The 23,010-nt window shown below is 60.3% G+C and carries 20 protein-coding genes; 13 read left to right on the forward strand and 7 right to left on the reverse strand.

The features are described from left to right. The first annotated feature begins 17 nt into the window (after nucleotides 1–17). Both AC3WMV_RS05460 and AC3WMV_RS05465 read left to right on the forward strand, forming a co-directional pair. Nucleotides 18–2,504 (forward strand): circularly permuted type 2 ATP-grasp protein, encoded by a 2,487-nt coding sequence (locus tag AC3WMV_RS05460; RefSeq protein WP_103368242.1) that lies wholly within the window; start codon nucleotides 18–20, stop codon nucleotides 2,502–2,504. Next, a complete protein-coding gene (locus tag AC3WMV_RS05465) occupies nucleotides 2,504–3,394 on the forward strand; it encodes a transglutaminase family protein (protein WP_096794772.1) in 891 nt (296 codons plus the stop codon). Before AC3WMV_RS05460 ends, AC3WMV_RS05465 begins: the two co-directional genes overlap by 1 nt. 154 nt (nucleotides 3,395–3,548) lie before the next feature. Here the strand turns inward: AC3WMV_RS05465 and AC3WMV_RS05470 are convergent, their stop codons facing one another. Both AC3WMV_RS05470 and AC3WMV_RS05475 read right to left on the reverse strand, forming a co-directional pair. Continuing rightward, nucleotides 3,549–3,734, reverse strand: coding sequence for a hypothetical protein (locus AC3WMV_RS05470; protein ID WP_103368243.1), 186 nt, complete (start codon nucleotides 3,732–3,734; stop codon nucleotides 3,549–3,551). A 68-nt stretch (nucleotides 3,735–3,802) separates the two neighbouring features. Next, the gene (locus tag AC3WMV_RS05475; protein WP_027613525.1) at nucleotides 3,803–4,390 is read right to left on the reverse strand and encodes a cytokinin riboside 5'-monophosphate phosphoribohydrolase; all 588 of its coding nucleotides are present in this window, start codon (nucleotides 4,388–4,390) and stop codon (nucleotides 3,803–3,805) included. 340 nt (nucleotides 4,391–4,730) lie between these two features. Here AC3WMV_RS05475 and azu point away from each other — a divergent pair, with 340 nt between their 5' ends. Next, nucleotides 4,731–5,177 (forward strand): azurin, encoded by a 447-nt coding sequence (azu, locus tag AC3WMV_RS05480; protein WP_027613526.1) that lies wholly within the window; start codon nucleotides 4,731–4,733, stop codon nucleotides 5,175–5,177. 222 nt (nucleotides 5,178–5,399) lie between these two features. Continuing rightward, nucleotides 5,400–6,320: a hypothetical protein gene (locus AC3WMV_RS05485; RefSeq protein ID WP_103368244.1), complete on the forward strand. Its 921-nt coding sequence runs from the start codon at nucleotides 5,400–5,402 to the stop codon at nucleotides 6,318–6,320. Between the two features lie 68 nt (nucleotides 6,321–6,388). Here AC3WMV_RS05485 and nadE read toward each other — a convergent pair whose 3' ends face one another. From nadE to AC3WMV_RS05500, 3 genes are all read right to left on the reverse strand, one after another. Next, complete coding sequence (gene nadE / locus AC3WMV_RS05490) at nucleotides 6,389–7,216, reverse strand: NAD(+) synthase (protein WP_047600682.1); 828 nt, start codon at nucleotides 7,214–7,216, stop codon at nucleotides 6,389–6,391. Between the two features lie 4 nt (nucleotides 7,217–7,220). Continuing rightward, nucleotides 7,221–8,444, reverse strand: a complete 1,224-nt coding sequence (gene pncB, locus AC3WMV_RS05495) for a nicotinate phosphoribosyltransferase (RefSeq protein ID WP_003221154.1) — start codon at nucleotides 8,442–8,444, stop codon at nucleotides 7,221–7,223. A 213-nt stretch (nucleotides 8,445–8,657) separates the two neighbouring features. Continuing rightward, nucleotides 8,658–9,560, reverse strand: a complete 903-nt coding sequence (locus tag AC3WMV_RS05500) for a LysR family transcriptional regulator (RefSeq protein ID WP_096794776.1) — start codon at nucleotides 9,558–9,560, stop codon at nucleotides 8,658–8,660. A gap of 165 nt (nucleotides 9,561–9,725) precedes the next feature. Here AC3WMV_RS05500 and amaB point away from each other — a divergent pair, with 165 nt between their 5' ends. The 9 genes from amaB (at nucleotide 9,726) to AC3WMV_RS05545 (ending at nucleotide 20,982) form a co-directional block, all read left to right on the forward strand. Next, nucleotides 9,726–11,216 carry an L-piperidine-6-carboxylate dehydrogenase gene (amaB, locus tag AC3WMV_RS05505; RefSeq protein ID WP_007967480.1) on the forward strand — a complete coding sequence of 497 codons (1,491 nt, stop codon included), beginning with the start codon at nucleotides 9,726–9,728 and terminating at the stop codon, nucleotides 11,214–11,216. A gap of 221 nt (nucleotides 11,217–11,437) precedes the next feature. Next, nucleotides 11,438–12,721 carry an L-pipecolate oxidase gene (gene amaA, locus AC3WMV_RS05510; RefSeq protein ID WP_103369803.1) on the forward strand — a complete coding sequence of 428 codons (1,284 nt, stop codon included), beginning with the start codon at nucleotides 11,438–11,440 and terminating at the stop codon, nucleotides 12,719–12,721. A gap of 368 nt (nucleotides 12,722–13,089) precedes the next feature. Continuing rightward, nucleotides 13,090–14,223 carry an ABC transporter substrate-binding protein gene (locus AC3WMV_RS05515; RefSeq protein ID WP_027613531.1) on the forward strand — a complete coding sequence of 378 codons (1,134 nt, stop codon included), beginning with the start codon at nucleotides 13,090–13,092 and terminating at the stop codon, nucleotides 14,221–14,223. A 238-nt stretch (nucleotides 14,224–14,461) separates the two neighbouring features. After that, a complete protein-coding gene (locus AC3WMV_RS05520; RefSeq protein WP_027613532.1) occupies nucleotides 14,462–15,376 on the forward strand; it encodes an ABC transporter permease subunit in 915 nt (304 codons plus the stop codon). A 3-nt stretch (nucleotides 15,377–15,379) separates the two neighbouring features. Beyond that, on the forward strand, nucleotides 15,380–16,681 hold the full coding sequence (gene livM / locus AC3WMV_RS05525; protein ID WP_096794779.1) for a high-affinity branched-chain amino acid ABC transporter permease LivM: 1,302 nt from the start codon (nucleotides 15,380–15,382) through the stop codon (nucleotides 16,679–16,681). Further along, nucleotides 16,678–17,550 (forward strand): ABC transporter ATP-binding protein, encoded by an 873-nt coding sequence (locus AC3WMV_RS05530; RefSeq protein WP_027613534.1) that lies wholly within the window; start codon nucleotides 16,678–16,680, stop codon nucleotides 17,548–17,550. The genes livM and AC3WMV_RS05530 overlap by 4 nt, the downstream gene beginning before the upstream one ends. After that, nucleotides 17,547–18,263: an ABC transporter ATP-binding protein gene (locus AC3WMV_RS05535; protein ID WP_047600666.1), complete on the forward strand. Its 717-nt coding sequence runs from the start codon at nucleotides 17,547–17,549 to the stop codon at nucleotides 18,261–18,263. Before AC3WMV_RS05530 ends, AC3WMV_RS05535 begins: the two co-directional genes overlap by 4 nt. Before the next feature lie 850 nt (nucleotides 18,264–19,113). After that, the gene (locus AC3WMV_RS05540; protein ID WP_027613536.1) at nucleotides 19,114–19,878 is read left to right on the forward strand and encodes an SDR family oxidoreductase; all 765 of its coding nucleotides are present in this window, start codon (nucleotides 19,114–19,116) and stop codon (nucleotides 19,876–19,878) included. Nucleotides 19,879–20,076: 198 nt separating this feature from the next. After that, nucleotides 20,077–20,982, forward strand: a complete 906-nt coding sequence (locus AC3WMV_RS05545) for a cation diffusion facilitator family transporter (RefSeq protein ID WP_103369805.1) — start codon at nucleotides 20,077–20,079, stop codon at nucleotides 20,980–20,982. A 122-nt stretch (nucleotides 20,983–21,104) separates the two neighbouring features. On the opposite strand, the gene AC3WMV_RS05550 is transcribed toward AC3WMV_RS05545, so the two are convergent. Further along, nucleotides 21,105–22,238: an AGE family epimerase/isomerase gene (locus tag AC3WMV_RS05550; protein WP_103369806.1), complete on the reverse strand. Its 1,134-nt coding sequence runs from the start codon at nucleotides 22,236–22,238 to the stop codon at nucleotides 21,105–21,107. A 181-nt stretch (nucleotides 22,239–22,419) separates the two neighbouring features. Continuing rightward, a complete protein-coding gene (locus AC3WMV_RS05555) occupies nucleotides 22,420–22,992 on the reverse strand; it encodes a HupE/UreJ family protein (RefSeq protein WP_103368036.1) in 573 nt (190 codons plus the stop codon). Nucleotides 22,993–23,010: the final 18 nt, after the last annotated feature.

Here is a 23,010-nt window from a genome sequence, read left to right on the forward strand (position 1 = left end):
TGTCTGCCGAGCTTTCCATGCCTGACCTGCTAGACCGCTACCCGCTGACCGCGGGCACTTATCACGAACTGCTGAATGACAGCGGGGAAGTGCGCCCGCACTGGCGGCGGCTGTTCGATCAATTGCAGCGCAGCACCCCGGCGCAACTGGTGCAGCGGCAGGCGTTGCTGGCCCGGCAGATTCAGGAAAACGGCGTGACCTACAACGTCTATGCCGATCCCAAGGGCGCTGACCGCCCGTGGGAGCTGGACCTGCTGCCGCACGTGATCGCTGCTGACGAGTGGCAACAACTCTCGACGGGGATTGCCCAGCGAGCACGCCTGCTCAATGCGGTACTGGCCGATCTGTATGGCCCGCAGCGGCTGATCAGCGAAGGGTTGTTACCGGCGGAGCTGGTGTTCGGCCACAACAATTTTCTCTGGCCTTGTCAGGGTATCGCGCCACCGGAAGATGCCTTTCTGCATCTGTACGCCGTGGATCTGGCGCGCACGCCGGACGGGCGCTGGTGGGTCACGGCGGATCGTACTCAGGCACCGTCGGGCGCGGGCTATGCGCTGGAAAACCGCACCATCGTTTCGCGGGCGTTTCCCGAGTTGTACCGCGATCTGAAAGTGCAGCACCTGGCCGGCTTCTTCCGCACCCTGCAGGAAACCCTCGCGCGTCAGGCACCGTGTGCTGACGATGCGCCGCTGGTGGTGCTGCTGACGCCCGGGCGCTTCAACGAAAGCTATTTCGAACACCTTTACCTGGCACGCCAGCTCGGTTATCCGCTGGTGGAGGGCGGCGACCTCACCGTGCGCGATGCCACGGTGTACCTGAAAACCCTCAGTGGTCTGCGCCGGGTGCACGCGATCATGCGCCGGCTCGACGATGACTTCTGCGATCCGCTGGAGCTGCGCACCGATTCGGCACTTGGTGTGCCTGGCCTGCTGGAAGCGGTGCGTCAGGGCCGGGTGCTGGTGGCCAATGCCTTGGGCAGCGGCGTGCTAGAGTCGCCGGGGTTGCTCGGATTTCTGCCGAAGATCAATCAGTACCTGTTCGGCGAAGAACTGCTGCTGCCGTCCATCGCCACCTGGTGGTGCGGCGAGGCGCCGGTGCTGGCGCAGGCGTTGGAAAAGCTTCCCGAGCTGCTGATCAAACCGGCGTTCCCCTCACAAAGCTTCGCGCCGGTATTCGGCCGCGATCTGAGCAAACAACAGCGCCAGGCGCTCGCCGAGCGCATGCAGGCGCGGCCATACGCCTATGTCGCGCAAGAACTGGCGCAGCTGTCCCAGGCGCCGATCTGGCAGGCCGAAGACGGCCAACTGCAACCGCGAGCGATCGGCATGCGCGTGTACGCGGTGGCCAGTGGTGACGGCTATCGCGTATTGCCCGGTGGGCTGACCCGGGTCGCCGCCGAGGCCGATGCCGAAGTGGTGTCGATGCAGCGCGGCGGGGCGAGCAAGGACACCTGGGTGTTGGGCGATCGTGCGCCGAGTGGCGAGCAATGGAAAACCCAGCGCAACGTCGGCGTACACGATCTGGTGCGCCGCGACCCGTACCTGCCCTCGCGGGTGGTGGAGAACCTGTTCTGGTTCGGCCGTTACTGCGAGCGTTGCGACGACAGTGCGCGACTGCTGCGGATCATGCTCGCGCGGTATGTCGATGGCGATGATCCGCAAGCCTTGCAGGCGGCCGTGGAGCTGGGCGAGCGGCTGATGTTGCTGCCGGAGGAGGGTGAGCTACCGGAGCGGCTGCTGGCGGCGCTGCTCGGCGAGGACTGGTCGTTCAGCCTGCGCTCCAACCTGCAGCGCTTGCAGTGGGCGGCCTCGCAGGTGCGCGGCAAGCTTTCACGGGAAAACTGGCAGGCGTTGGTCGAGTTGCAGCGCGAGGCGCTGGAACTGGACACCGAAGAGCCGGACTTCGGCGAGTTGCTGGATTTCCTCAACCGGCTGGTGATGTCGCTGGCGGCGCTCTCGGGGTTCGCGCTCGACGACATGACGCGCGACGAAGGCTGGCGCTTTCTGATGATCGGCCGGCGCATCGAGCGGTTGCAGTTTCTCAGCAGCAGTCTGGCGGCGTTTCTGCGCGGCGCCGGGGCGTTCGATCAAGCGGGGCTGGAATGGCTGCTGGAGTTGGGCAACAGCAGCATCACCTACCGTTCGCGGTATCTGGCGGTGGCGCAGTTGATTCCGGTGCTCGACCTGTTGCTGCTGGATGAGCAGAACCCGCACGCGGTGTTGTTCCAGTTGAAACTGGTGACCCGCACTTTGAAACGCTTGAACGATGATTTCGGCGTACCTCGCGAGGCCGGGCTGCCGCAATTGGTCGAGCGTCTGGCGCGGTTCGATCTGGGCTGTCTGGAGAACCCGCTGTTCGGGGAAAACAGCGTGCGTGCCGCGCTCGATGGTCTGGCGGATCTGCTGCAAGAGATTGCCGAAGCCAGCGGTCAGGTGTCCGATCGACTGGCGCTGCGCCACTTTGCCCATGTCGATGATGTCAGCCAGCGCACGGTGTCCGTCTGATGAGCGCGCACTACCAGATCTTCCACGACACCTGTTACCACTACGACAGCCCGGTGTCGCTGGCGCAGCAACTCGCGCACCTGTGGCCGCGTGAGTGCACGTGGCAACGCTGCACCGAGCAGCAGTTGCTGATCAGCCCGGACCCGACCACGCGGCGGGATGAACTGGATGTGTTCGGCAATCCGCTGACCCGACTGGCCTTCGAGCGCCCGCATGACGAGTTGCAGGTCAACGCCCGGCTCACGGTTGAGGTGCTGGCGCGGCCACCGGCGGATTTCAGTCTGTCCCCGGCGTGGGAGCAGACGCGTGATGCGCTGACCTACAGCAGCCAGCCATTGTCCGCCGAAATGCTGGAGGCTTGTCGCTATCGGTTTCAGTCACCCTACGTGCATTTGAAACGCAGTTTCGTCGAATTTTCGGAAAGCTGTTTTCCACCGGGAAGGCCCTTGTTGCTGGGCGTGCAGGCCTTGATGCAGAAAATTTTCAGCGAATTCACCTTCGATGCCGAGGCCACGCAAGTGGCGACGCCGCTGGTCGAGGTGCTGGAGCGCCGGCGTGGCGTTTGTCAGGACTTCGCGCATCTGATGCTCGCTTGCGTGCGCTCGCGAGGGCTGGCAGCGCGCTACATCAGTGGTTATCTGCTGACCCAGCCGCCGCCGGGACAGCCACGGCTGATCGGCGCCGACGCGTCGCATGCCTGGGTATCGGTGTTCTGTCCGGTATTGGGCTGGGTGGATTTCGATCCGACCAACAACGTGCAGCCGGCGCTGGAGCACATCACCCTGGCATGGGGCCGGGATTTTTCCGATGTGTCGCCGTTGCGCGGGGTGATTCTGGGGGGCGGCAGTCACGACCCGGAGGTCCGCGTCACGGTGATGCCATTGGAATGAAGACAATCGAGTGTGGGGAGCTTTTGTGGCGAGGGGATTTATCCCCGATGGGTCGCGAAGCGGCCCCAAATTGTTTTGCGACTGCTTCGCAGCCGATCGGGGATAAATCCCCTCACCACAGATCGCTCCCGCAGGGAGCGAGTCAGCAATCAGCTCAGGCGTCAGGAGCCTGGTCTTTCGGTGCATCAACATCATCATCGTGGTCAGTCGCCACTTCACCGTCAGGGTTCAGTGCCGCTTCTTCAGCCTGCTGTTTCTTGCGCTGAAGCTTTTCCTCTTTCTTCTTTTCCTTTTCCAGGTCTCGTTGACGTTTGGCGAAGGAGTAATTGGGTTTGGCCATGGGCGATCCTCTGGGGTCGAAGGTGAGGTTGAGCGGCGCGTATTCTGCCCTGTATCGGTGCCCGGCGGTTAGCCGGGTTTTTGGTCGACCCACTTGGGCGTGACGGTCGGCTTCCAGTTATCCAGGGCGTCGAGCAGCGATTGTGCTGATTCGCTCACTTGCAGCATGTCACGGTGTGGGGCGCGAACGAAGCCTTCGCCGACGATATGGTCAAGAAAAGCCGTGAGTTTGCTGTAAAAACCGTTCACCTCAAGCAGCCCCAGCGGTTTGCCGTGGTAGCCGAGCTGGCCCCAGGTCCAGACTTCGAACAGCTCTTCCAGCGTGCCGAGACCGCCGGGCAACGCGATGAACGCATCGCTCAGCTCGGCCATGCGGGCCTTGCGCGCGTGCATGCCATCGACGACTTCGAGGCGCGTCAGGTTTTTGTGGCCGATCTCCTTGTCCATCAGGCTTTGCGGAATGATCCCGATCACTTCGCCGCCGGCGGCCAGCGCGGCGTCCGCCACCAGGCCCATCAGGCCCACGGCACCACCGCCGTAAACCAGCGTCAGTTGGCGCTCGGCGAGTGCCCGGCCAAGGGCTTGGGCGGCTTCGGTGTAAGCCGGATCAGTGCCGGCGTTGGCACCGCAAAATACACAAACGGATTTGAGAGACATGCCTTCCTCCTGGGTCAATCCGTCACAGGGTAATGGCTGGCACGTCTTGATCCAAGGGCTAAGCTTCGCGTTCTGGCGATTCAAAGGTACCGCTGGCGCCACAGGCGTAGGCGGCGAGCAAACTGCACAACAGGCCGTTAAAGAACATGATCGGTACTCCGTTTCAGTAGATGCGCCGATCATAGGCCCGGCCCGGGATTATCGCCGGTAGATTGTTTCGATGAGTGTCATAGCCTGAAAGTTGTATACAATTTTTGACTCAAGTCATAGGAACTTGCGAAGATTTCAGGCAGTCTTTCCACCATTAGTGTTTTTGTTAACCCTGCCTTGGAGATTCACCATGTTTTCCAAAGTTGTTGCGGTATCCCTGCTGGCGCTGGCCAGCAGCCAATTGATGGCTGCCGAGTGCAAAACCACCGTCGATTCCACCGACCAGATGTCCTTCAACACCAAAGAGATCGTGATCGACAAGAGCTGCAAGACCTTCACCGTCGAACTGACTCACTCCGGCAACCTGCCGAAGAACGTCATGGGCCATAACCTGGTGATCAGCAAAGAAGCCGACATGCAGCCGATCGCTACCGACGGCCTGGCTGCCGGCATCGACAAGAACTACCTGAAGGACGGTGACGAGCGTGTCATCGCTCACACCAAGATCATCGGCGCTAAGGAAACCGACTCGCTGACCATCGACGTGTCCAAGCTCAAGGCTGACGAGAAGTACGGCTTCTTCTGCTCGTTCCCGGGCCACATCTCGATGATGAAAGGCACCGTGACCCTAAAGTAATACTGCTCACACGTAACACGAAAAACGCCGCTGCAAGTGATTGCAGCGGCGTTTTTTCTGCTGATCAAATCTTCACCTTACCTCATTTCTGTGATCATGACCGCCCGTCGGAATTGCCCTCGTACCTGTAATTTCTGACAGTAGACACGGATTTCGAAGAAGCCTCGAATGAGGGTGCGCTCAGATGACTGTACGCATCCATTCCGAAAAAGGAGTTTTCGTATGACCGATCAAGAGAATTTACCCCAGCAGCGTACGTTGGTTCAGGATCCGAACAGAAGTAATGTGACAAGCGGAACCGTTATTGAGACAGTTACCAATGGCAATGGTGAACTCATCGAAAATGGCGGGGTCAGCACAAATCCATATTTGTCTTTTGTTGGTTCCGCTGCTCCCAATCAAAAGGCGCAGCTTTTCGACAACGGTGTCCCTGCGCATTCCCCGGTAAATGTTGATCACGTTGGCCACTACAGTTTGATCATTACAGATCAGAAAAACGGGCCGCATTTCTACACCGTGGAAACCACCGACGGGCAGGCGTCTGATCCATACATAGTTCACATGAAACTGTCCCTGCACGCCGCAATTTTGTGGATAAACGATCCCAACGGAGAGGTCATCGAAAATAGTGGAAGCACTACGTTTGTCGATCTGAGCTTTGTAGGTGAGGGAGAGCCAAATACAACAGTCAGTCTTCTGGATCGCGGAATTCATGTAGGCACACTGAATATCGATGCAAATGCGCACTGGAGTGCTGTGCTGAACGGACTGTCAGTAGGGGCGCATAGCTTCACAGTGGTAGGAAGCGATGGTGTTGAATCCAGTCCCTGGAACATTCGAGTCGTGAACTCCGTGCCGGTAAGCATCCAGTTTCTTCTGGGAGAAAGCGGGCAGTTGATCGACAATCACGAGCAAACGACCGATACATCGTTAACGGTTGTCGGTACGGCAAACCCTGGTGAAAACGGAACAATCGTCGACTACGATAACGATCTGGTTAAATTCGCGGCTAACTTGAATGGAATCTACACGGCAAAGATTTCGAATCTGGCTGAAAAGGTTCACACCATCAGAGCGGTAACGGCGAGTGGTCGAGTCTCGGACCCTTGGGCATTCAGGGTGGTTGCACCCAAAGCCCGTTAAATCGTTTATTGACACTGCTAAAGCCCGCTGAGGATCACTCCTTAGCGGGCTTTTCATTCACTTACCGATCAAGGCGCAAACGGCATCACACGCTTGTGATGAGTCTTGTTGTACGTATTGACGATGATGTCGAACGCTTCCTGACGCACCGGCTCGCCGTGCAGGAAGGCGTCGATCTCGGCGTAAGTCACGCCGTGGGAGGCTTCGTCCGGTTTGCCCGGCGACAGGTCTTCCAGATCCGCAGTCGGCACTTTTTCCACCAGCGATTCCGGTGCGCCAAAGCTGCGGGCAATCGCCCGGACCTGGTTTTTCACCAGACCGCTGAGCGGGGCCAGGTCGCAGGCGCCGTCACCGAACTTGGTGAAGAAGCCCATCACCGCTTCCGCCGCGTGGTCGGTGCCGATCACCAGACCGTGCGCGGCGCCGGCGATGGTGTACTGGGCGACCATGCGCATCCGCGCCTTGGTGTTGCCGAGCACAAAATCCACCGACACCGCATGTTTGCCTTCGAACGCCGCCACTTCCTTGGCCAGGGATTTGACCGCCGGGCCGATGTTCACCGTGTGGCGTTCGTCCGGGGCGATGAAATCCACCGACGCCTGGGCGTCGTGCTCGTCGAACTGGGTTTCGTACGGCAGGCGCACGGCGATGAACTTGTATGCGTTGTCGCCGGTGCGCTCGCGCAGTTCACGCATGGCGCGCTGGGCCAGGAGGCCGGCGGTCAGCGAGTCGACGCCGCCGCTGATGCCAAGCACCAGGGTCTTGAGGCCAGAGTTGACCAGGCAATCCTGGATAAAGGTGATGCGCCGGGCGACTTCCGCTTCGAGGGCCTGATGCCCGGCGAATGGCGGTTGCACCTTGAGCTGTTCAGCAATCTCACGCTGTACGGCTTGCATGAATTCACTCCTTGCTAGATAGACTGGAATCGGCAGGAACCTGGAACACATGTCGCAAATAGGCGACGAAATTCGGGTCTTTGCAGTGGGTCTTGCCGGGCTCGTCGGAGATCTTCGCCACCGGCTGGCCGTTGCAGGCGGTCATTTTAAGCACGATGCTCATCGGTTCGACACCCGGAATGTCACAGGTCAGGTTGGTGCCGATGCCAAAGCTGACGTTGATCCGCCCGTGCAGCGCGCGGAAGATCTCCAGCGACTTGGGCAAGGTCAGGCTGTCGGAGAACACCAGGGTCTTGCTCATCGGGTCGATGCCGAGCTTGTGGTAGTGGGCGATGCACTTTTCACCCCACTGCACCGGATCCCCGGAATCGTGGCGCAGACCATCGAAGAGCTTGGCGAAGAACAGGTCGAAGTCGCCGAGAAACGCGTCGGTGGTGATGCAATCGGTGAGAGCAATCCCCAGCAGGCCACGGTATTCGCGCACCCAGCAGTCGAGCGCGGCGATCTGGCTGTCGATCAAGCGTGGGCCGAGTTGCTGGTGGGCCATGATCCATTCATGGGCCATGGTACCCAGCGGTTTCATGTCCAGCTCGCGGGACAAGTGCACGTTGCTGGTGCCGACAAAGCGCCCGGGGAAATCGTGCTTCAGCACATTGACCACTTCTTCCTGCACGCGGTACGAAAAGCGCCGGCGGGTGCCGAAGTCGGCGACCTGCAATTGCGCCAGTTCGTCAGCCGAGGCGTTGGCGCTGAGCCAGTCGAACTTGCGATACAGCTGTTCCCGCGCCTGCACCAGTTCGATTTCCCGGTAGCGATAGCGGTTGCGCACTTCGCTGACGATCGCCAGCAGCGGCACTTCGTAGAGGATCACATGCAGCCACGGGCCACGCAGACGGATGAACAGTTCGCCGTTCTCGATGCCGGTGTGCAGGTAGCGCAGGTTGAAGCGGAACAGGCCGAGAAAGCGCAGGAAATCCGGTTTGAGGAAGGTGATGCGCTCGAGAAAACTCAACTGGTCGGCACTCAGGCTCAGCTCGGCCAGACGCTCGATCTGGTAGCGAATCTCGGCCAGATACGGCCGCAGATCTTCGCTGTTACGGCAACGAAACTCCCATTCGACTTCGACGTTGGGGTAGTTGTGCAGCACCGCCTGCATCATCGTCAGTTTGTAGAAGTCGGTGTCGAGCAGGTTCTGCACGATGCGATCGGCAAACACACTCTCGCTCATAAACGGGGTCTCCAGGTGCACCGCGCGGTTGCGCGGGATCAATCAATGACGCTAGTGGCGCATATCAGCGGTGGGGATTGCCAGCAATTTTTTAGATCACCGCAGAACCCTTGTGGGAGCGAGCCTGCTCGCGAAGGCGTCATTTCAGTCGACATTGACATTGAATGTGCCGGCCTCTTCGCGAGCAGGCTCGCTCCCACAGTTTCAATCGGGTCAGGCATTCGGGCTGTCGATCTGCTCCAGCATCCACTTCACAAAATCCCGCACCTTCGGCACTTCCGCCGCATGCTCCGGGTAGGCCAGGTAATAGGCGTCGGAACTGGGCATTGCATGCTGCCAGGGAATGACCAGTTTGCCGTCGGCCAATTCCTCTTCCACCAGAAACCGTGGCAGCAGCGCCACACCGCAGCCGACCTGGGCGGCGCGGATGCACATATAAAAGGTTTCGAAACGCGGGCCGTGATAGCTGTGTTCGGTGTGGTAACCCTGACTGTCGAACCAGTCATGCCAGGCCTGTGGGCGCGAGGCATTTTGCAGCAGCACCAGATCGGTCAGTTGCGTCGGGTCGGTGAAGGGCTGATCCGGCAGGCTGCCGGGCGCACAGACCGGCACCAGCTCTTCGCCGAACAGCTTCAGGCATTCGGTGCCGGGGCGTGAGCCCTGACCGAAATAGAACGCCAGATCGCTGCGCCCCTGTAGCAAATCGTCGGCCTCCTGCTCGTTGCACAAGTCGAGATGGATCGACGGATGGCGCAGACGCCAGCCCTTCAGACGCGGTACCAGCCAGCGCGCGCCGAAGGTCGATGGTGTAGAGACGCGCAGGACTTCGGTCTCGCCGCCGTAGGAACGCAGGTAATGCGTGGACATTTCCACCTGGGTGAGGATTTTTCGGACTTCCACCAGGTACAAATCCCCGGCCGGGGTCATCTGCAAACGCCGACGCACCCGACGGAACAACAAGTGCTGCAACAATTCCTCAAGCTGCGCGACCTGTTTGCTGACGGCACTCTGGGTCAGGTTCAGCTCCTCGGCAGCCCGGGTAAAGCTCAGGTGCCGGGTCACGGCCTCGAAGCACTGCAACGCGGTGATCGATGGCAGGTGGCGTTTATTCAGCATGGGTGATCCCTTTTTCTTGTCTTTCTGTGCGCAGCATGAATAAACGGAATGATATCTCGCGTAAAGGTCGTTTGTTGCCTCGCCTTCGGGAAGCTACAACTAAAGGCCTGCCCGGTCGCGAAAATGCGTCCGCACACATTCTGTTTTTCGCTTGAGGAGTGACCCATGGTTGCCGCATTGCTTGATCGTCTTGGTGTGAACCCGGCCCTGTACCAGAACGGCAAAGTGCCGGTGCATTCGCCCATCGACGGCAGCCGCATCGCCGCCGTGAACTGGGAAGGCCCGGCTGAAGTCGAGCAGCACATCAGTCGCGCAGATCATGCTTTCGAGCAGTGGCGCAAGGTGCCGGCCCCGCGTCGCGGCGAACTGGTGCGTCAGTTCGGCGAAGTGCTGCGTGAGTACAAGGCTGACCTCGGCGAACTGGTGTCGTGGGAGGCGGGCAAGATCACTCAGGAAGGCCTCGGTGAAGTGCAGGAGATGATCGACATCTGCGACTTCGCCGTCGGCCTGTCGCGTCAGTTGTACGGTTTGACCATCGCCTCCGAGCGCCCGGGCCACCACATGCGTGAAACCTGGCATCCGCTGGGCGTGGTCGGCGTGATCAGCGCGTTCAACTTCCCGGTCGCGGTGTGGGCGTGGAACACCACGTTGGCGCTGGTCTGCGGTAACCCGGTGGTGTGGAAGCCGTCGGAGAAAACCCCGCTGACCGCACTGGCCTGTCAGGCGCTGTTCGACCGTGTGGTGAAGAATTTCAGCGATGCGCCGGCGCACCTGTGCCAAGTGATCATCGGTGGCCGTGACGCTGGCGAAGCGCTGGTGGATGACCCGCGTGTTGCGCTGATCAGCGCCACCGGCAGCACCCGCATGGGCCGCGAAGTGGCGCCGAAAGTCGCCGCACGTTTCGCCCGCAGCATTCTCGAACTGGGCGGCAACAACGCGATGATCCTCGGCCCGAGCGCCGACCTGGACATGGCTGTACGCGCCATTCTGTTCAGTGCGGTCGGTACTGCCGGGCAGCGTTGCACCACCCTGCGGCGGCTGATTGCCCATGAATCAGTGAAGGAAGAAATCGTCACCCGCCTCAAAGCCGCGTACGCCAAAGTGCGCATCGGTCATCCGCTGGAAGGCAATCTGGTCGGCCCGCTGATCGACAAACACAGCTTCGAAAACATGCAGGACGCGCTGGAGCAGGCACTGAGCGAGGGCGGTCGGGTGTTCGGCGGCAAGCGTCAGCTCGAAGATCAGTTCCCCAACGCCTACTACGTGTCGCCGGCCATTGTCGAAATGCCAGAGCAGAGCGACGTGGTCTGCAGCGAAACCTTTGCGCCGATCCTCTACGTGGTCGGCTACAGCGACTTCCAGGAAGCGCTGCGCTTGAACAATGCGGTGCCGCAAGGCCTGTCGTCGTGCATCTTCACCACCGACGTGCGTGAGGCCGAGCAGTTCATGTCGGCGGTCGGCAGCGACTGCGGCATCGCCAACGTCAACATCGGCCCGAGCGGCGCGGAAATCGGCGGCGCGTTTGGTGGCGAGAAGGAGACCGGCGGCGGTCGTGAGTCGGGCTCCGACGCCTGGCGCGCCTACATGCGCCGCCAGACCAACACCGTGAACTACTCGCTGGAGTTGCCGCTGGCGCAGGGCATTACCTTCGACTGACAGGTGGAGATCCCCTGTAGGAGTGAGCCTTTGTGGTGAGGGGATTTATCCCCGACCGGCTGCGAAGCAGCCGCAAAACGTTGTATGCGGTTTTGTCTGGCAGTACGCGATTGCAGGTTTTGGGGCCGCTACGCAGCCCGTCGGGGATAAATCCCCTCACCACAGGGTTCGCTCCCACAGGATCAACAGTGTGTTTGGCAGGTTTCTGTTGGAGTCTGGCAATGCCGTTACGCGAAGAATGTCTGTGGGAAAAACTCACGCCGCAGCGCCCGGATAACACCGCGCTCAAGGATGAGGTCAAAGTCGATGTCTGCGTGATCGGCGCCGGGTTTACCGGGTTGTCGGCGGCGCTGCATCTGTTGGAAAAAGGCAAAAGCGTCTGCGTGCTCGAAGCGCATCGTGCCGGGCATGGCGGCTCCGGACGCAATGTCGGGCTGGTCAACGCCGGCATGTGGATCCCGCCGGATGAGATCGAGGCCGGATTCGGCGAAGCGGTCGGCAGTCAGCTCAACCGCATGCTCGGGGCGGCGCCGGCGCTGGTGTTCAGCCTTGTGGATAAATACAACATCGATTGCCAGTTGCGGCGCGAAGGCACCCTGCACATGGCGCACAACGCCAAGGGCGAGGCGGATCTGCGCAGTCGCGAGCAACAATGGAAGCGCCGCGGGGCGCCGGTCGAGTTGCTCACCGGCAAGGCCTGCGAGCAAGCCACCGGCACGCAGAAGATTGCCGCCGCACTGCTCGATCGCCGCGCCGGTACGCTCAACCCGATGGCCTATGTCACCGGCCTGGCCAACGCGGTGAAGGGCCTGGGCGGGCAGATGTTCGATCACTCGCCAGTGACCCGTCTCGAACGCGTGGGCCAGCTATGGTCGGTGCAGACCGAGCTAGGTTCGGTACTCGCCGAGCAAGTGGTGATCGCCTCCAACGCCTACACCGAGGGCGACTGGACCGAACTCAAGCGCAACTTCTTCCCCGGTTACTACTATCAGGTCGCTTCGGTGCCGCTGACCGAAGACGCCGCCCATGACATCCTCCCCGGCGGGCAGGGCTCGTGGGACACGCGCCAAGTGCTGAGCAGCATCCGTCGCGACAAGGACGGCCGCTTGTTGCTCGGCAGTCTGGGCAACGGCAATCAGAAACCGACGTGGTTCCTCAAGGCCTGGGCCGACCGGGTGCAGCAGCATTACTTCCCCCATCTGAAACCGGTGGAATGGGAATGCACCTGGACCGGGCGCATCGCCTTCACCCCCGATCACCTGATGCGCCTGTTCGAACCGGCGCCGGGACTGGTGGCCGTCACCGGTTACAACGGTCGTGGCGTGACCACCGGCACTGTGGTCGGCAAAGCCTTCGCCGACTACCTGTGTGACGGAAATCCTCAAGCCCTGCCGATCCCCTTCGCACCGATGCAGCCCCTGGCCGGCGTCGGCCTGCGCAGTTGCCTGTACGAGGCCGGCTTCTCGCTGTATCACGCGGGCCAGTGCCTGCGCATCGTCATTTGAGTGTTGAAATATGTTGCCGGAAGCGGCGCTTTTCGGCGTAGCGACTAGCCTCTAATGGTGCGGGTTGTAGCAGTCCCGCACCAGCAGTGTGCAGTTCGGTGACGCGAGCTGTTACAGGCTGGTTGCACGTCGTTTGGTGCCGCGGTTGCAATGATGGCGCAAGCGGGTTGCGCCTAAGATTTAAAAAGGTTTCACCTTCCGCGGTTTAGACGGTTGCACGCCCAATGAAAATGGGAACGAAACAGTCGAAATAACAAGAAAGCAGCGACTTTTTGAAGAATAAAAAACCGATGGCACGGCGCTTGCTCAGAGCATTCAGTGAAGTGAAGTCGCAGTGCCAACTAAAAAAAACCTTGGAGCACCACCTCATGTCCCAGACGTTTTACAAGAAAGGCTTTCTGGCCCTCGCAGTAGCTACTGCGCTGGGTGTTTCTGCGTTTGCTCAAGCTGATGTGAAAATCGGTGTAGCGGGTCCGATGACTGGCGCCAACGCGGCATTTGGCGAGCAGTACATGAAGGGTGCACAGGCAGCGGCGGACGCAGTCAACGCGGCAGGCGGCGTCAACGGCGAGAAAATCGTACTGGTCAAGGGCGATGACGCCTGCGAACCGAAACAGGCAGTGACAGTCGCCAAGGACCTGGTCAACCAGAAAGTCGCCGGCGTGGTCGGGCACTTCTGCTCCTCTTCCACCATTCCAGCCTCGGAAATCTACGACGAAGCCGGCGTTATCGCGATCACTCCGGGTTCCACCAACCCGCAGGTGACCGAGCGCGGCCTGAGCGCCATGTTCCGTATGTGCGGGCGTGACGACCAGCAAGGCATCGTCGCGGGCGATTACATCGTCGACGTGCTCAAGGGCAAGAAAGTCGCCGTGCTGCACGACAAGGACACCTACGGTCAGGGCCTGGCCGATGCGACCAAGGCTCAACTGGAAAAACGTGGCGTGAAGCCGGTGCTGTATGAAGGCCTGACCCGTGGCGAGAAAGACTTCAGCGCCGTGGTCACCAAGATTCGTGCAGCCGGTGCCGACGTGGTCTACTTCGGCGGCCTGCACCCGGAAGCCGGCCCGCTGGTCAAGCAACTGCGTACCGAAGGCCTGAAAGACGTCAAGTTCATGTCTGACGACGGCATCGTCACCGACGAACTGGTGACCACCGCCGGTGGCCCGCAATACGTTGACGGCGTGCTGATGACCTTCGGCGCCGACCCTCGCCTGCTGCCAGACAGCAAGACGGTAGTGGACGCGTTCCGCAAGGCCGGCACCGAGCCTGAAGGCTACACCCTGTACGCCTACGCGTCGGTTCAGACCCTGGCGGCCGCCTTCAACGGCGCCAAGTCCAACAGTGGCGAAAAAGCCGCCGAGTGGCTCAAGGCCAACCCGGTGAAAACCGTCATGGGCGAGAAAGCCTGGGACAAGAAGGGCGACCTGAAAGTCTCTGACTACGTGGTTTACCAGTGGGACAAGGACGGCAAATACCATCAGCTGGAAAAACAGAAGTAAGGGCTGACGTGATCATCCGAACACCATGAACCCCTGTGGGAGCGGGCTTGCTCGCGAATGCGGGATGTCAGTCGCCATCAACGGTAGCTGATACACCGCTTTCGCGAGCAAGCCCGCTCCCACAGGAGGCGATGGTGTTCCGGGGGAACGTGTCTGCATTGCTCCGACGTAAATCTGTATTTTTCCTAGAAGAGCCGCCCGCTCCGGTGGGCAGGTTCTCATTGCGTGAGATTGCGTTATGGATGGTATTTTCCTGCAGCAACTGGTCAACGGCCTGACCCTCGGGTCGGTCTATGGCCTGATCGCCATCGGCTACACAATGGTCTACGGCATCATCGGCATGATCAACTTCGCCCACGGCGAGGTTTACATGATTTCCGCGTACCTCGCGGCAATCAGTCTGGCTCTGCTGGCTTACTTCGGTATCGAATCCTTCCCGCTGTTGATGCTTGGCACGCTGGTTTTCACTATCGTCGTCACCGGCGTCTATGGCTGGGTAATCGAACGCGTCGCTTACAAACCTCTGCGCAACTCCACCCGACTGGCACCGCTGATCAGCGCCATCGGTATCTCGCTGATCCTGCAAAACTATGCCCAGATCAGCCAGGGCGCCCGTCAACAGGGTGTTCCGACGCTGCTCACCGGTGCCTGGCGCATCGACGTCGGCAGCGGTTTCGTCCAACTGACCTACACCAAGATCTTCATTCTGGTCGCCGCATTTGTCGGCATGGGCCTGCTGACCTACGTGATCAAGTACACCAAGCTCGGCCGCATGTGCCGCGCCACCCAGCAAGACCGCAAGATGGCTTCGATCCTCGGGATCAACACCGACCGGGTGATTTCCTACGTGTTCATCATCGGTGCAGCGATGGCGGCGCTGGCCGGCGTGCTGATCACCATGAACTACGGCACGTTCGACTTCTACGCAGGCTTCGTCATCGGCATCAAGGCGTTCACCGCCGCCGTGCTTGGCGGGATCGGCTCACTGCCCGGCGCGATGCTCGGCGGGATCATTCTCGGGATCTCCGAGTCGCTGTTCTCGGGCCTGGTCAACTCCGACTACAAAGACGTGTTCAGCTTCTCGCTGCTCGTACTTGTTCTGGTCTTCCGGCCTCAGGGCCTGTTGGGCCGTCCTCTTGTGTCGAAGGTGTAAGCGATGTCTTCAACCACTCAAAAAAATATCGATATCAAAAAAAGCCTGGTTGAGGCGATTCTGGCCGGCCTGATTGCCCTGATCGTGTTCGGCCCGATTGTCGGCGTCGTGCTCGAAGGCTACAGCTTCAACCTCGAACCAACCCGCGTGGCGTGGCTTATCGGCATCGTGATGATCGGCCGCTTTGCCTTGAGTCTGTTTCTGCAGACGCCCAAGGGCCTGAAGATTCTCGACGGATTCGAGAGCACCGGCTCCGGTGTGCATGTGCTGCCTGCCGATCACAAATCACGCCTGCGCTGGATCATTCCGCTGTTGATTGTGCTGGCGGTGATTGTGCCGTTTGTCTCCAACTCGTACCTGCTGGGCGTGGTCATCCTCGGGCTGATCTACGTGCTGCTGGGTCTGGGGCTGAACATTGTGGTCGGGCTGGCCGGTCTGCTCGATCTCGGTTACGTGGCGTTCTACGCCATCGGCGCCTACGGTCTCGCGCTCGGTTATCAATATCTCGGGCTGGGCTTCTGGACCGTATTGCCACTGGCGGCAATCACTGCCGGTTTGGCCGGCTGCATCCTCGGTTTCCCGGTGCTGCGTCTGCACGGCGACTATCTGGCGATCGTGACCCTGGGCTTCGGTGAAATCATCCGCCTGATCCTCAACAACTGGCTGTCGCTGACCGGCGGGCCGAACGGCATGCCGGCGCCATTGCCGACGTTCTTCGGCCTGGAGTTCGGCAAGCGGGCCAAGGATGGCGGGGTGCCGTTCCATGAGTTTTTCGGCATCGCCTACAACCCGGACGTGAAGTATTACTTCATCTACACGGTGTTGTTCCTGGTGGTACTGGCCGTGCTGTACATCAAGCATCGGCTGGTGAAAATGCCGGTGGGTCGCGCTTGGGAAGCGCTGCGCGAAGATGAAATCGCCTGCCGCTCGATGGGCCTCAACCATGTGCTGGTCAAGCTCTCGGCGTTCACCATCGGTGCATCGACCGCGGGGCTGGCCGGGGTGTTTTTCGCCACCTACCAGGGCTTCGTCAACCCGACCTCGTTCACCTTCTTCGAATCGGCGCTGATCCTCGCCATCGTCGTGCTCGGCGGCATGGGCTCGACCATCGGTGTGGTGATCGCCGCATTCGTGTTGACGGTTGCCCCGGAACTGCTGCGCGGCTTCGCTGAATACCGCGTGCTGCTGTTCGGCATCCTGATGGTGTTGATGATGATCTGGCGACCACGCGGGCTGATTCGCATCAGCCGTACCGGGGTCACTCCACGCAAAGGTGCCATTCACTATGAGAGGACTGCGCCATGAGTGAAGTCGTACTCTCTGTGGAAAAACTGATGATGCACTTCGGTGGCATCAAGGCCCTGAGCGATGTCAGCCTCAAGGTCAAACGCAACTCGATCTTCGCCCTGATCGGGCCGAACGGTGCCGGCAAGACCACGGTGTTCAACTGTCTGACCGGGTTCTACAAGGCCTCCGGCGGCAAGATCGAACTCAACGTGCGCGGCAAGCAGACCAACGTCATCCAGTTGCTGGGCGAGTCTTTCAAACCGACCGACTTCGTCTCGCCGAAAAGCTTCCTCAGTCGCCTGTACTACAAGATGTTCGGCGGCACCCATTTGGTGAACCGCGCCGGCCTGGCCCGGACATTCCAGAACATTCGCCTGTTCAAGGAAATGTCGGTGCTGGAGAACCTGTTGGTGGCGCAGCACATGTGGGTCAACCGCAACATGCTCGCCGGCATCCTCAACACCAAGGGCTACCGCAAGGCCGAAAGCGATGCGCTGGACTGCGCGTTCTACTGGCTGGAGGTGGTCGATCTGGTGGACTGCGCCAACCGTCTGGCCGGTGAACTGTCCTACGGCCAGCAACGCCGTCTGGAGATCGCCCGGGCCATGTGCACGCGGCCGCAGATCATCTGCCTCGACGAACCGGCTGCTGGCCTCAACCCTCAGGAAACCGAAGCGCTGAGCGCGATGATCCGGCTGCTGCGCGACGAGCACGATCTGACCGTGGTGCTGATCGAACACGACATGGGCATGGTCATGAGCATTTCCGACCACATCGTGGTGCTGGATCACGGCGTGGTCATCGCCGAAGGCGGGCCTGAAGCCATTCGCAACGATCCGAAAGTGATTGCCGCCTACCTGGGCGCCGACGAAGAGGAGCTGGTATGAGCAAACCGATCCTCGAACTGAAAGACCTGGACGTGTTCTACGGCCCGATCCAGGCCCTCAAGGGCGTGTCGCTGCAGATCAACGAAGGCGAGACCGTCAGCCTGATCGGCTCCAACGGCGCGGGTAAATCGACGCTGCTGATGTCGATCTTCGGCCAGCCGCGCGCGGCGGGTGGGCAGATCCTCTATCAAGGCGTCGACATCACCCACAAGTCCTCGCACTACATCGCCTCCAACGGCATCGCACAGTCGCCGGAAGGGCGGCGGGTGTTCCCCGACATGACCGTCGAGGAGAACCTGCTGATGGGCACCATCCCGATCGGCGACAAATATGCCAAGGAGGATATGCAGCGCATGTTCGAGCTGTTCCCGCGGCTCGAAGAGCGCCGCACTCAGCGGGCAATGACCATGTCCGGCGGCGAGCAGCAAATGCTCGCCATCGCCCGTGCGCTGATGAGCCGGCCGAAGCTGTTGTTGCTCGATGAGCCTAGCCTGGGCCTGGCACCAATCGTGGTGAAACAGATTTTCGCCACCCTGCGGGAACTGGCGAAAACCGGCATGACCATTTTCCTCGTTGAGCAGAACGCCAACCATGCGTTGAAGCTGTCGGATCGGGCGTATGTGATGGTCAACGGCGAGATTCGTCTGACCGGTACCGGCAAGGAGTTGTTGGTGAATGAGGAGGTGCGTAACGCTTATCTGGGCGGGCACTGATTCTACTTGAGTTGTCCACAAAGCCCCGCGACGAAAGTCCCGGGGCTTTTTACATCCCAATTCCAGCACAAATCCCTTGTGGGAGCGGGCTTGCTCGCGAAGAGGGTGTGTCAGATAACGCCGTGTTTTATGACACATCCTCTTCGCGAGCAAGCCCGCTCCCACAGTTGATCTGCGTCAGATTTCCGAATTGTGGAAAACAAATTCCCATAGCTGCCAAAGCGCGACATATAGACGCTGCAAATGGCTGTTTTTCCACAGTTTTGACTTGTCCCCGTTTACTGTGGAGCTGGCTGTGAATAACGTGGGAGTAGCTGGCTGAAGCCCTTGTTTTCCGTGGCTTGCAGGCTGGTGATCGCTTTTTGATCAGGCGTTTTTGCTGGAGCTGAAGACGCTGTTGTCAACCTTTTTCTAGGCTGTTCTGTAGAAATAATTACGTGTAAGCAAGCCTGTGGATAAGTCTGTGACTAAACTCTGGAAAGACCGCGCTGAGGGCCGTAATTACTGGCCTCGCGCAATCACTGCGCTGGCCGGTCGTTCGTGCAAAATGCCATCTCCGGCACAACAGCGGCTTCAGGGTCAAGCAAAAAACTTTCTGTTTCCCGCGCAAAGCCTTGTATGGCGCGGCTTTGCGCGTTTTCACTTGCCCCCGGAAACTGTGGAAGGGACTGTGGATAACGTGCGCGCACATGGCTACAGGCCAAGCCACATACGGTGTAGCGACGATTGATCAAATTTTGATCGGAAGATGTCCCGGTGCGGGTGTTGCTCGTAAATGCCGGGCCGGGCATGCTGGCTGCTGATTTTCTATTCCAATGGCTGCGCTGGCGGCCGACGCAAGGAGAACACGATGTCCAACACCCTGTTTATTACCGGCGCAACCTCCGGTTTTGGTGAAGCCTGTGCCCGACGTTTTGCCGAGGCAGGCTGGAAACTGGTGTTGACCGGCCGTCGTGCAGAGCGTCTCGATGCGCTGTGCGCCGAGTTGTCGAAGCAGACTGAAGTGCATGGTCTGGTGCTCGACGTGCGTGACCGCAAGGCGATGGAAGAGGCAATTGCCAATCTGCCGCCGTCGTTCGCCAAGCTGCGTGGCCTGATCAACAACGCCGGGCTGGCACTGGGCGTTGACCCCGCACCGAAATGCGACCTCGACGACTGGGACACCATGGTCGACACCAACGTCAAAGGCCTGATGTACAGCACTCGTCTGCTGCTGCCGCGGTTGATCGCTCACGGCCGTGGCGCCGGCATCGTCAACCTCGGTTCGATCGCTGGCAACTACCCGTACCCGGGCAGCCATGTGTATGGCGCGACCAAGGCGTTCGTTAAACAATTCTCGCTGAACCTGCGTTGCGACCTGCAGGGCACTGGCGTGCGTGTCAGCAACATCGAGCCGGGTCTGTGCGAAAGCGAGTTCTCGCTGGTGCGCTTTGCCGGTGACCAGGAACGCTACAACGCCACTTACGCCGGTGCCGAGCCGATCCAGCCGCAGGACATCGCCGAGACCATCTTCTGGGTGCTCAACGCCCCGGCGCACATCAACATCAACAGCCTGGAGCTGATGCCGGTGAGCCAGACCTGGGCGGGGTTTGCGATCGAGCGTAACAAGGCGTAAGACCGCATAATGGCCATCGCTGGCAAGCCAGCTCCCACAGGATCGTCGGTATACATAAATCTTGTAATCGACTCGGTACCTGTGGGAGCTGGCTTGCCAGCGATGAGGCCGTAACAGGCAAAACATGGCGATAAGGTAAACTCTCTCCTCAACAACCCCGCCGCACCCTGCGGTTTTCAAGGTTTTCGAGGAGTTAAAGTGAGTAACCGAGGTGAGCAGTCACTGCTCAAACAATCGACCATCCTGATGTTCGCGGTGTCGATTGCCGGGATCGTCACCGGTTTTGTTTCAGGTTCGCAATCCATCCTTTTCGATGGTTTTTTCTCGCTGATCGCAACGTTCATCAAAGTGCTGATGCTGATCACCGCCCGGCTGATCGCCAAAGAGAGCAATCACCGCTTCCAGTTCGGTTTCTGGCATCTGGAGCCTATGGTGCTGCTGATCGAAGGCAGCTTCCTGCTGTTGATCGCGATCTATGCGTTTCTCAACGGTGTGTTCGGCATCATCAACGGCGGCCGCGAGATCGAGCTGGGGCTGGTGATCATTTATGCGGCGGTGTTCACCGTCGTCGAATTCGCCTATTTCTTCTACGTGCGTCGGCGCAATCGCAAGATCAAGTCCAGCCTGATCCAGTTCGACAACATCAGCTGGCTGGTGGACGCGATGCTCTCGGTCGGCCTGTTGATCAGTTTTCTCGCCGCGTTGCTGCTCAAGGCCCAGGGCTTTGACGAGTGGGCGAAGTTTGTCGACCCACTGATCCTGATCGTGCTGGCGCTGACCATGTTGCCCCCGGCGTTCAAGATCCTCGGCCCGGCGCTGCGTGATGTACTGGGTATTGCACCGGACACCCTGGATGATCAGGTGCGTCAGGTCATGGAAGCGGCGAAGGTCGAGCATGGTTTCGATGATTACGTGACCTACGTGCAGAAGCACGGGCGGGCGCGGTTTATCGAGATTCATGTGGTGTTGCCGGCGGATTACCGGCTGCAAAGCGTGGGGCAACTGGATGCGTTACGTGAGGAAATTTCGGCGCAGCTCGGCGAGCCGGATGCGGCACGCTGGTTGACGATCAGCTTTACCGGTGACAAGAAGTGGATTGCCTAGAGACCGTGTAACGGCTATTCGCGAGCAAGCCCGCTCCCACAGGGATCCAGGCTGTTCACAGATTATGTGTTCGCCGAAATTCCCATGTGGGAGCGGGCTTGCTCGCGAAAGCTATTTTTCAATCAACGCAGATATTCGGCTAAACCGCTGTAGCACGTCGCCAAGTGATAAGGCGTCGTTGAAGGCATGTCCTTGCGGCTGACCTCTCCCAGCTCATCTCGGCACTCATGCCAACCGCCCGCATGCAGAAAACGCTGTTGCAGCGCCTGCAACTGGCGCAGCACTGTAGCTTCGCTGTCCGGGCGCAAGGTCAGGGCGCGCAGGTATTCCGCCTGCGCCCAGATGCGTTGGGTCGAATCTTTCGGCCGTCCATCCAGTTGCAGATCGAGCATCGCCCGCACCGCCCCTGAAGGCTGTTCAACACCGAATTGCTCGGTGAAAGCGAATGCCCGGTCCAGCGCTGCATGCAGTTTCGAACCGCGCAGCAGGGCTGAAGACTCAAGCAGGAAATACCATTCGAACTGATGCCCTGGCTCGTACCAGTTATCCACAGCCCCGAGCGGTTTCTCCATCAACACACCGTGCTGCGGATCGACGAACTGCTTGTGCATGGCTGTGCATAACTCCACCAGCGCTTGCTGCGTCGCCGCGTCTTCACGCACCGCCAAGGTGGCGAGGAACGCTTCGGCCAGGTGCATCAGCGGGTTTTGCAGTGGCCCGGTTTGCAGGGTGATCCAGTCGCGGTCCAGGCAGGCTTCGTACAAGCCATCGCCGGTGGCGAAGCGTCGGCCGATGACTTCCAGTGCGGCGTTGAGCGTGGATTCCACCAGCGGCTCCCGGGACTTGGCCCAGTAATGGGCGCAGGCGAACAGGATGAAAGCGTGGGTGTAGAGGTCTTTGCGCTGATCCAGCGGCTTGCCTTGCGCGTCGATGCTGTAGAACCAGCCACCGTGCTCTGCATCGTGAAAATGCCGTTGCAGAGAGCGGAATAGCGCGGCGGCGCGCACCTCGGCGTTATCCACAACCCCGATCAGGCTGGAAAACAGGTACAGCTGCCGTGCGCAGGCCATCGCCCGATAGCGTTGCGGTGGCAACGGATGATGCGCCGCGTCGAGTGCTTCGTAGGGCAGCGCCATGTCGGCGTTCCAGCCCGGGCCTTGCCAAAGCGGCACGATCACGTTCAGAAAGTGCTGTTGCACATCGCTGAACAGGGCGGTCAATTCGGGCAGGGAGGTGGAGCGGCAAGCATGGGGCATTGGCGGACGTCGTCACGGCTGGGGCGATTGCGCGACATGGTAGCAGAGCCGCGTCCTTTAGAGACGCGGAGTCTGTCAGACCGCTTTCGCGAGCAAGCCCGCTCCCACACTGGAATTGTGGTGTACACAAAACCTGTGGGAGCGGGCTTGCTCGCGAAGAGGCCGGTTCAGGCGATAAAGATCAGCCGGCCAGCAACCATGCACCGGTCACCGCCGAAGCAGCCCCCGCCACTCGCACCAATGGTGCAGCAGCCTGAGGCAACACGCGCACCAGGCCATAACCCGCCGCATGCAGCGCCGCCGTCGCCGCGACAAAACCGGCGGCATACGCCCAAGGGCTGCTCATGTCCGGCAGCTCCAGGCCATGCGCCACGCCATGGAACAGCGCAAACAGCGCCGTTGCCGCCACCGCCATCACCAGCGGTGGACGCACCGCCAGTGCCACTGCCAGACCCAGCGCCAGCACCGAAGCGGCGATCCCGCTTTCCAGCGCCGGCAACTCCAGCCCTTCAAAACCCAGCATGCCGCCGATCAGCATGGTGCCGACAAACGTGCACGGTAGCGCCCAGCGCGCCGCGCCTTGTTGCTGCGCGGCCCACAGGCCGACCGCGACCATCGCCAGCAAATGGTCGAGGCCACCGATCGGGTGGCTGATGCCGGCGACCAGACCGCTGTCGCCGTGGCCCGGGTGGGCGAAGGCGAGTGCCGGGGTCAGCAGCAGCGCCACGGCGCCGAGAATACGTTTGAGTGTCATGGATAAGCTTCCTTGTTG

The sequence above is a fragment of the Pseudomonas sp. FW305-3-2-15-E-TSA4 genome (genome assembly GCF_058787295.1).

Excerpts from the sequence above, each read along its gene's own strand:
- AC3WMV_RS05515 (WP_027613531.1), top strand. The coding sequence starts at position 13,090 with ATGTCCCAGACGTTTTACAAGAAAGGCTTTCTGGCCCTCGCAGTAGCT.
- AC3WMV_RS05475 (WP_027613525.1), bottom strand. The coding sequence starts at position 4,390 with ATGTCTCTCAAATCCGTTTGTGTATTTTGCGGTGCCAACGCCGGCACT.
- AC3WMV_RS05535 (WP_047600666.1), top strand. The coding sequence starts at position 17,547 with ATGAGCAAACCGATCCTCGAACTGAAAGACCTGGACGTGTTCTACGGC.
- AC3WMV_RS05530 (WP_027613534.1), top strand. The coding sequence starts at position 16,678 with ATGAGTGAAGTCGTACTCTCTGTGGAAAAACTGATGATGCACTTCGGT.
- nadE (WP_047600682.1), bottom strand. The coding sequence starts at position 7,216 with ATGCAAGCCGTACAGCGTGAGATTGCTGAACAGCTCAAGGTGCAACCG.
- AC3WMV_RS05500 (WP_096794776.1), bottom strand. The coding sequence starts at position 9,560 with ATGCTGAATAAACGCCACCTGCCATCGATCACCGCGTTGCAGTGCTTC.
- AC3WMV_RS05540 (WP_027613536.1), top strand. The coding sequence starts at position 19,114 with ATGTCCAACACCCTGTTTATTACCGGCGCAACCTCCGGTTTTGGTGAA.
- AC3WMV_RS05485 (WP_103368244.1), top strand. The coding sequence starts at position 5,400 with ATGACCGATCAAGAGAATTTACCCCAGCAGCGTACGTTGGTTCAGGAT.
- livM (WP_096794779.1), top strand. The coding sequence starts at position 15,380 with ATGTCTTCAACCACTCAAAAAAATATCGATATCAAAAAAAGCCTGGTT.
- AC3WMV_RS05460 (WP_103368242.1), top strand. The coding sequence starts at position 18 with ATGCCTGACCTGCTAGACCGCTACCCGCTGACCGCGGGCACTTATCAC.
- amaA (WP_103369803.1), top strand. The coding sequence starts at position 11,438 with ATGCCGTTACGCGAAGAATGTCTGTGGGAAAAACTCACGCCGCAGCGC.
- pncB (WP_003221154.1), bottom strand. The coding sequence starts at position 8,444 with ATGAGCGAGAGTGTGTTTGCCGATCGCATCGTGCAGAACCTGCTCGAC.
- AC3WMV_RS05470 (WP_103368243.1), bottom strand. The coding sequence starts at position 3,734 with ATGGCCAAACCCAATTACTCCTTCGCCAAACGTCAACGAGACCTGGAA.
- AC3WMV_RS05465 (WP_096794772.1), top strand. The coding sequence starts at position 2,504 with ATGAGCGCGCACTACCAGATCTTCCACGACACCTGTTACCACTACGAC.
- AC3WMV_RS05550 (WP_103369806.1), bottom strand. The coding sequence starts at position 22,238 with ATGCCCCATGCTTGCCGCTCCACCTCCCTGCCCGAATTGACCGCCCTG.
- AC3WMV_RS05520 (WP_027613532.1), top strand. The coding sequence starts at position 14,462 with ATGGATGGTATTTTCCTGCAGCAACTGGTCAACGGCCTGACCCTCGGG.
- AC3WMV_RS05555 (WP_103368036.1), bottom strand. The coding sequence starts at position 22,992 with ATGACACTCAAACGTATTCTCGGCGCCGTGGCGCTGCTGCTGACCCCG.
- amaB (WP_007967480.1), top strand. The coding sequence starts at position 9,726 with ATGGTTGCCGCATTGCTTGATCGTCTTGGTGTGAACCCGGCCCTGTAC.
- azu (WP_027613526.1), top strand. The coding sequence starts at position 4,731 with ATGTTTTCCAAAGTTGTTGCGGTATCCCTGCTGGCGCTGGCCAGCAGC.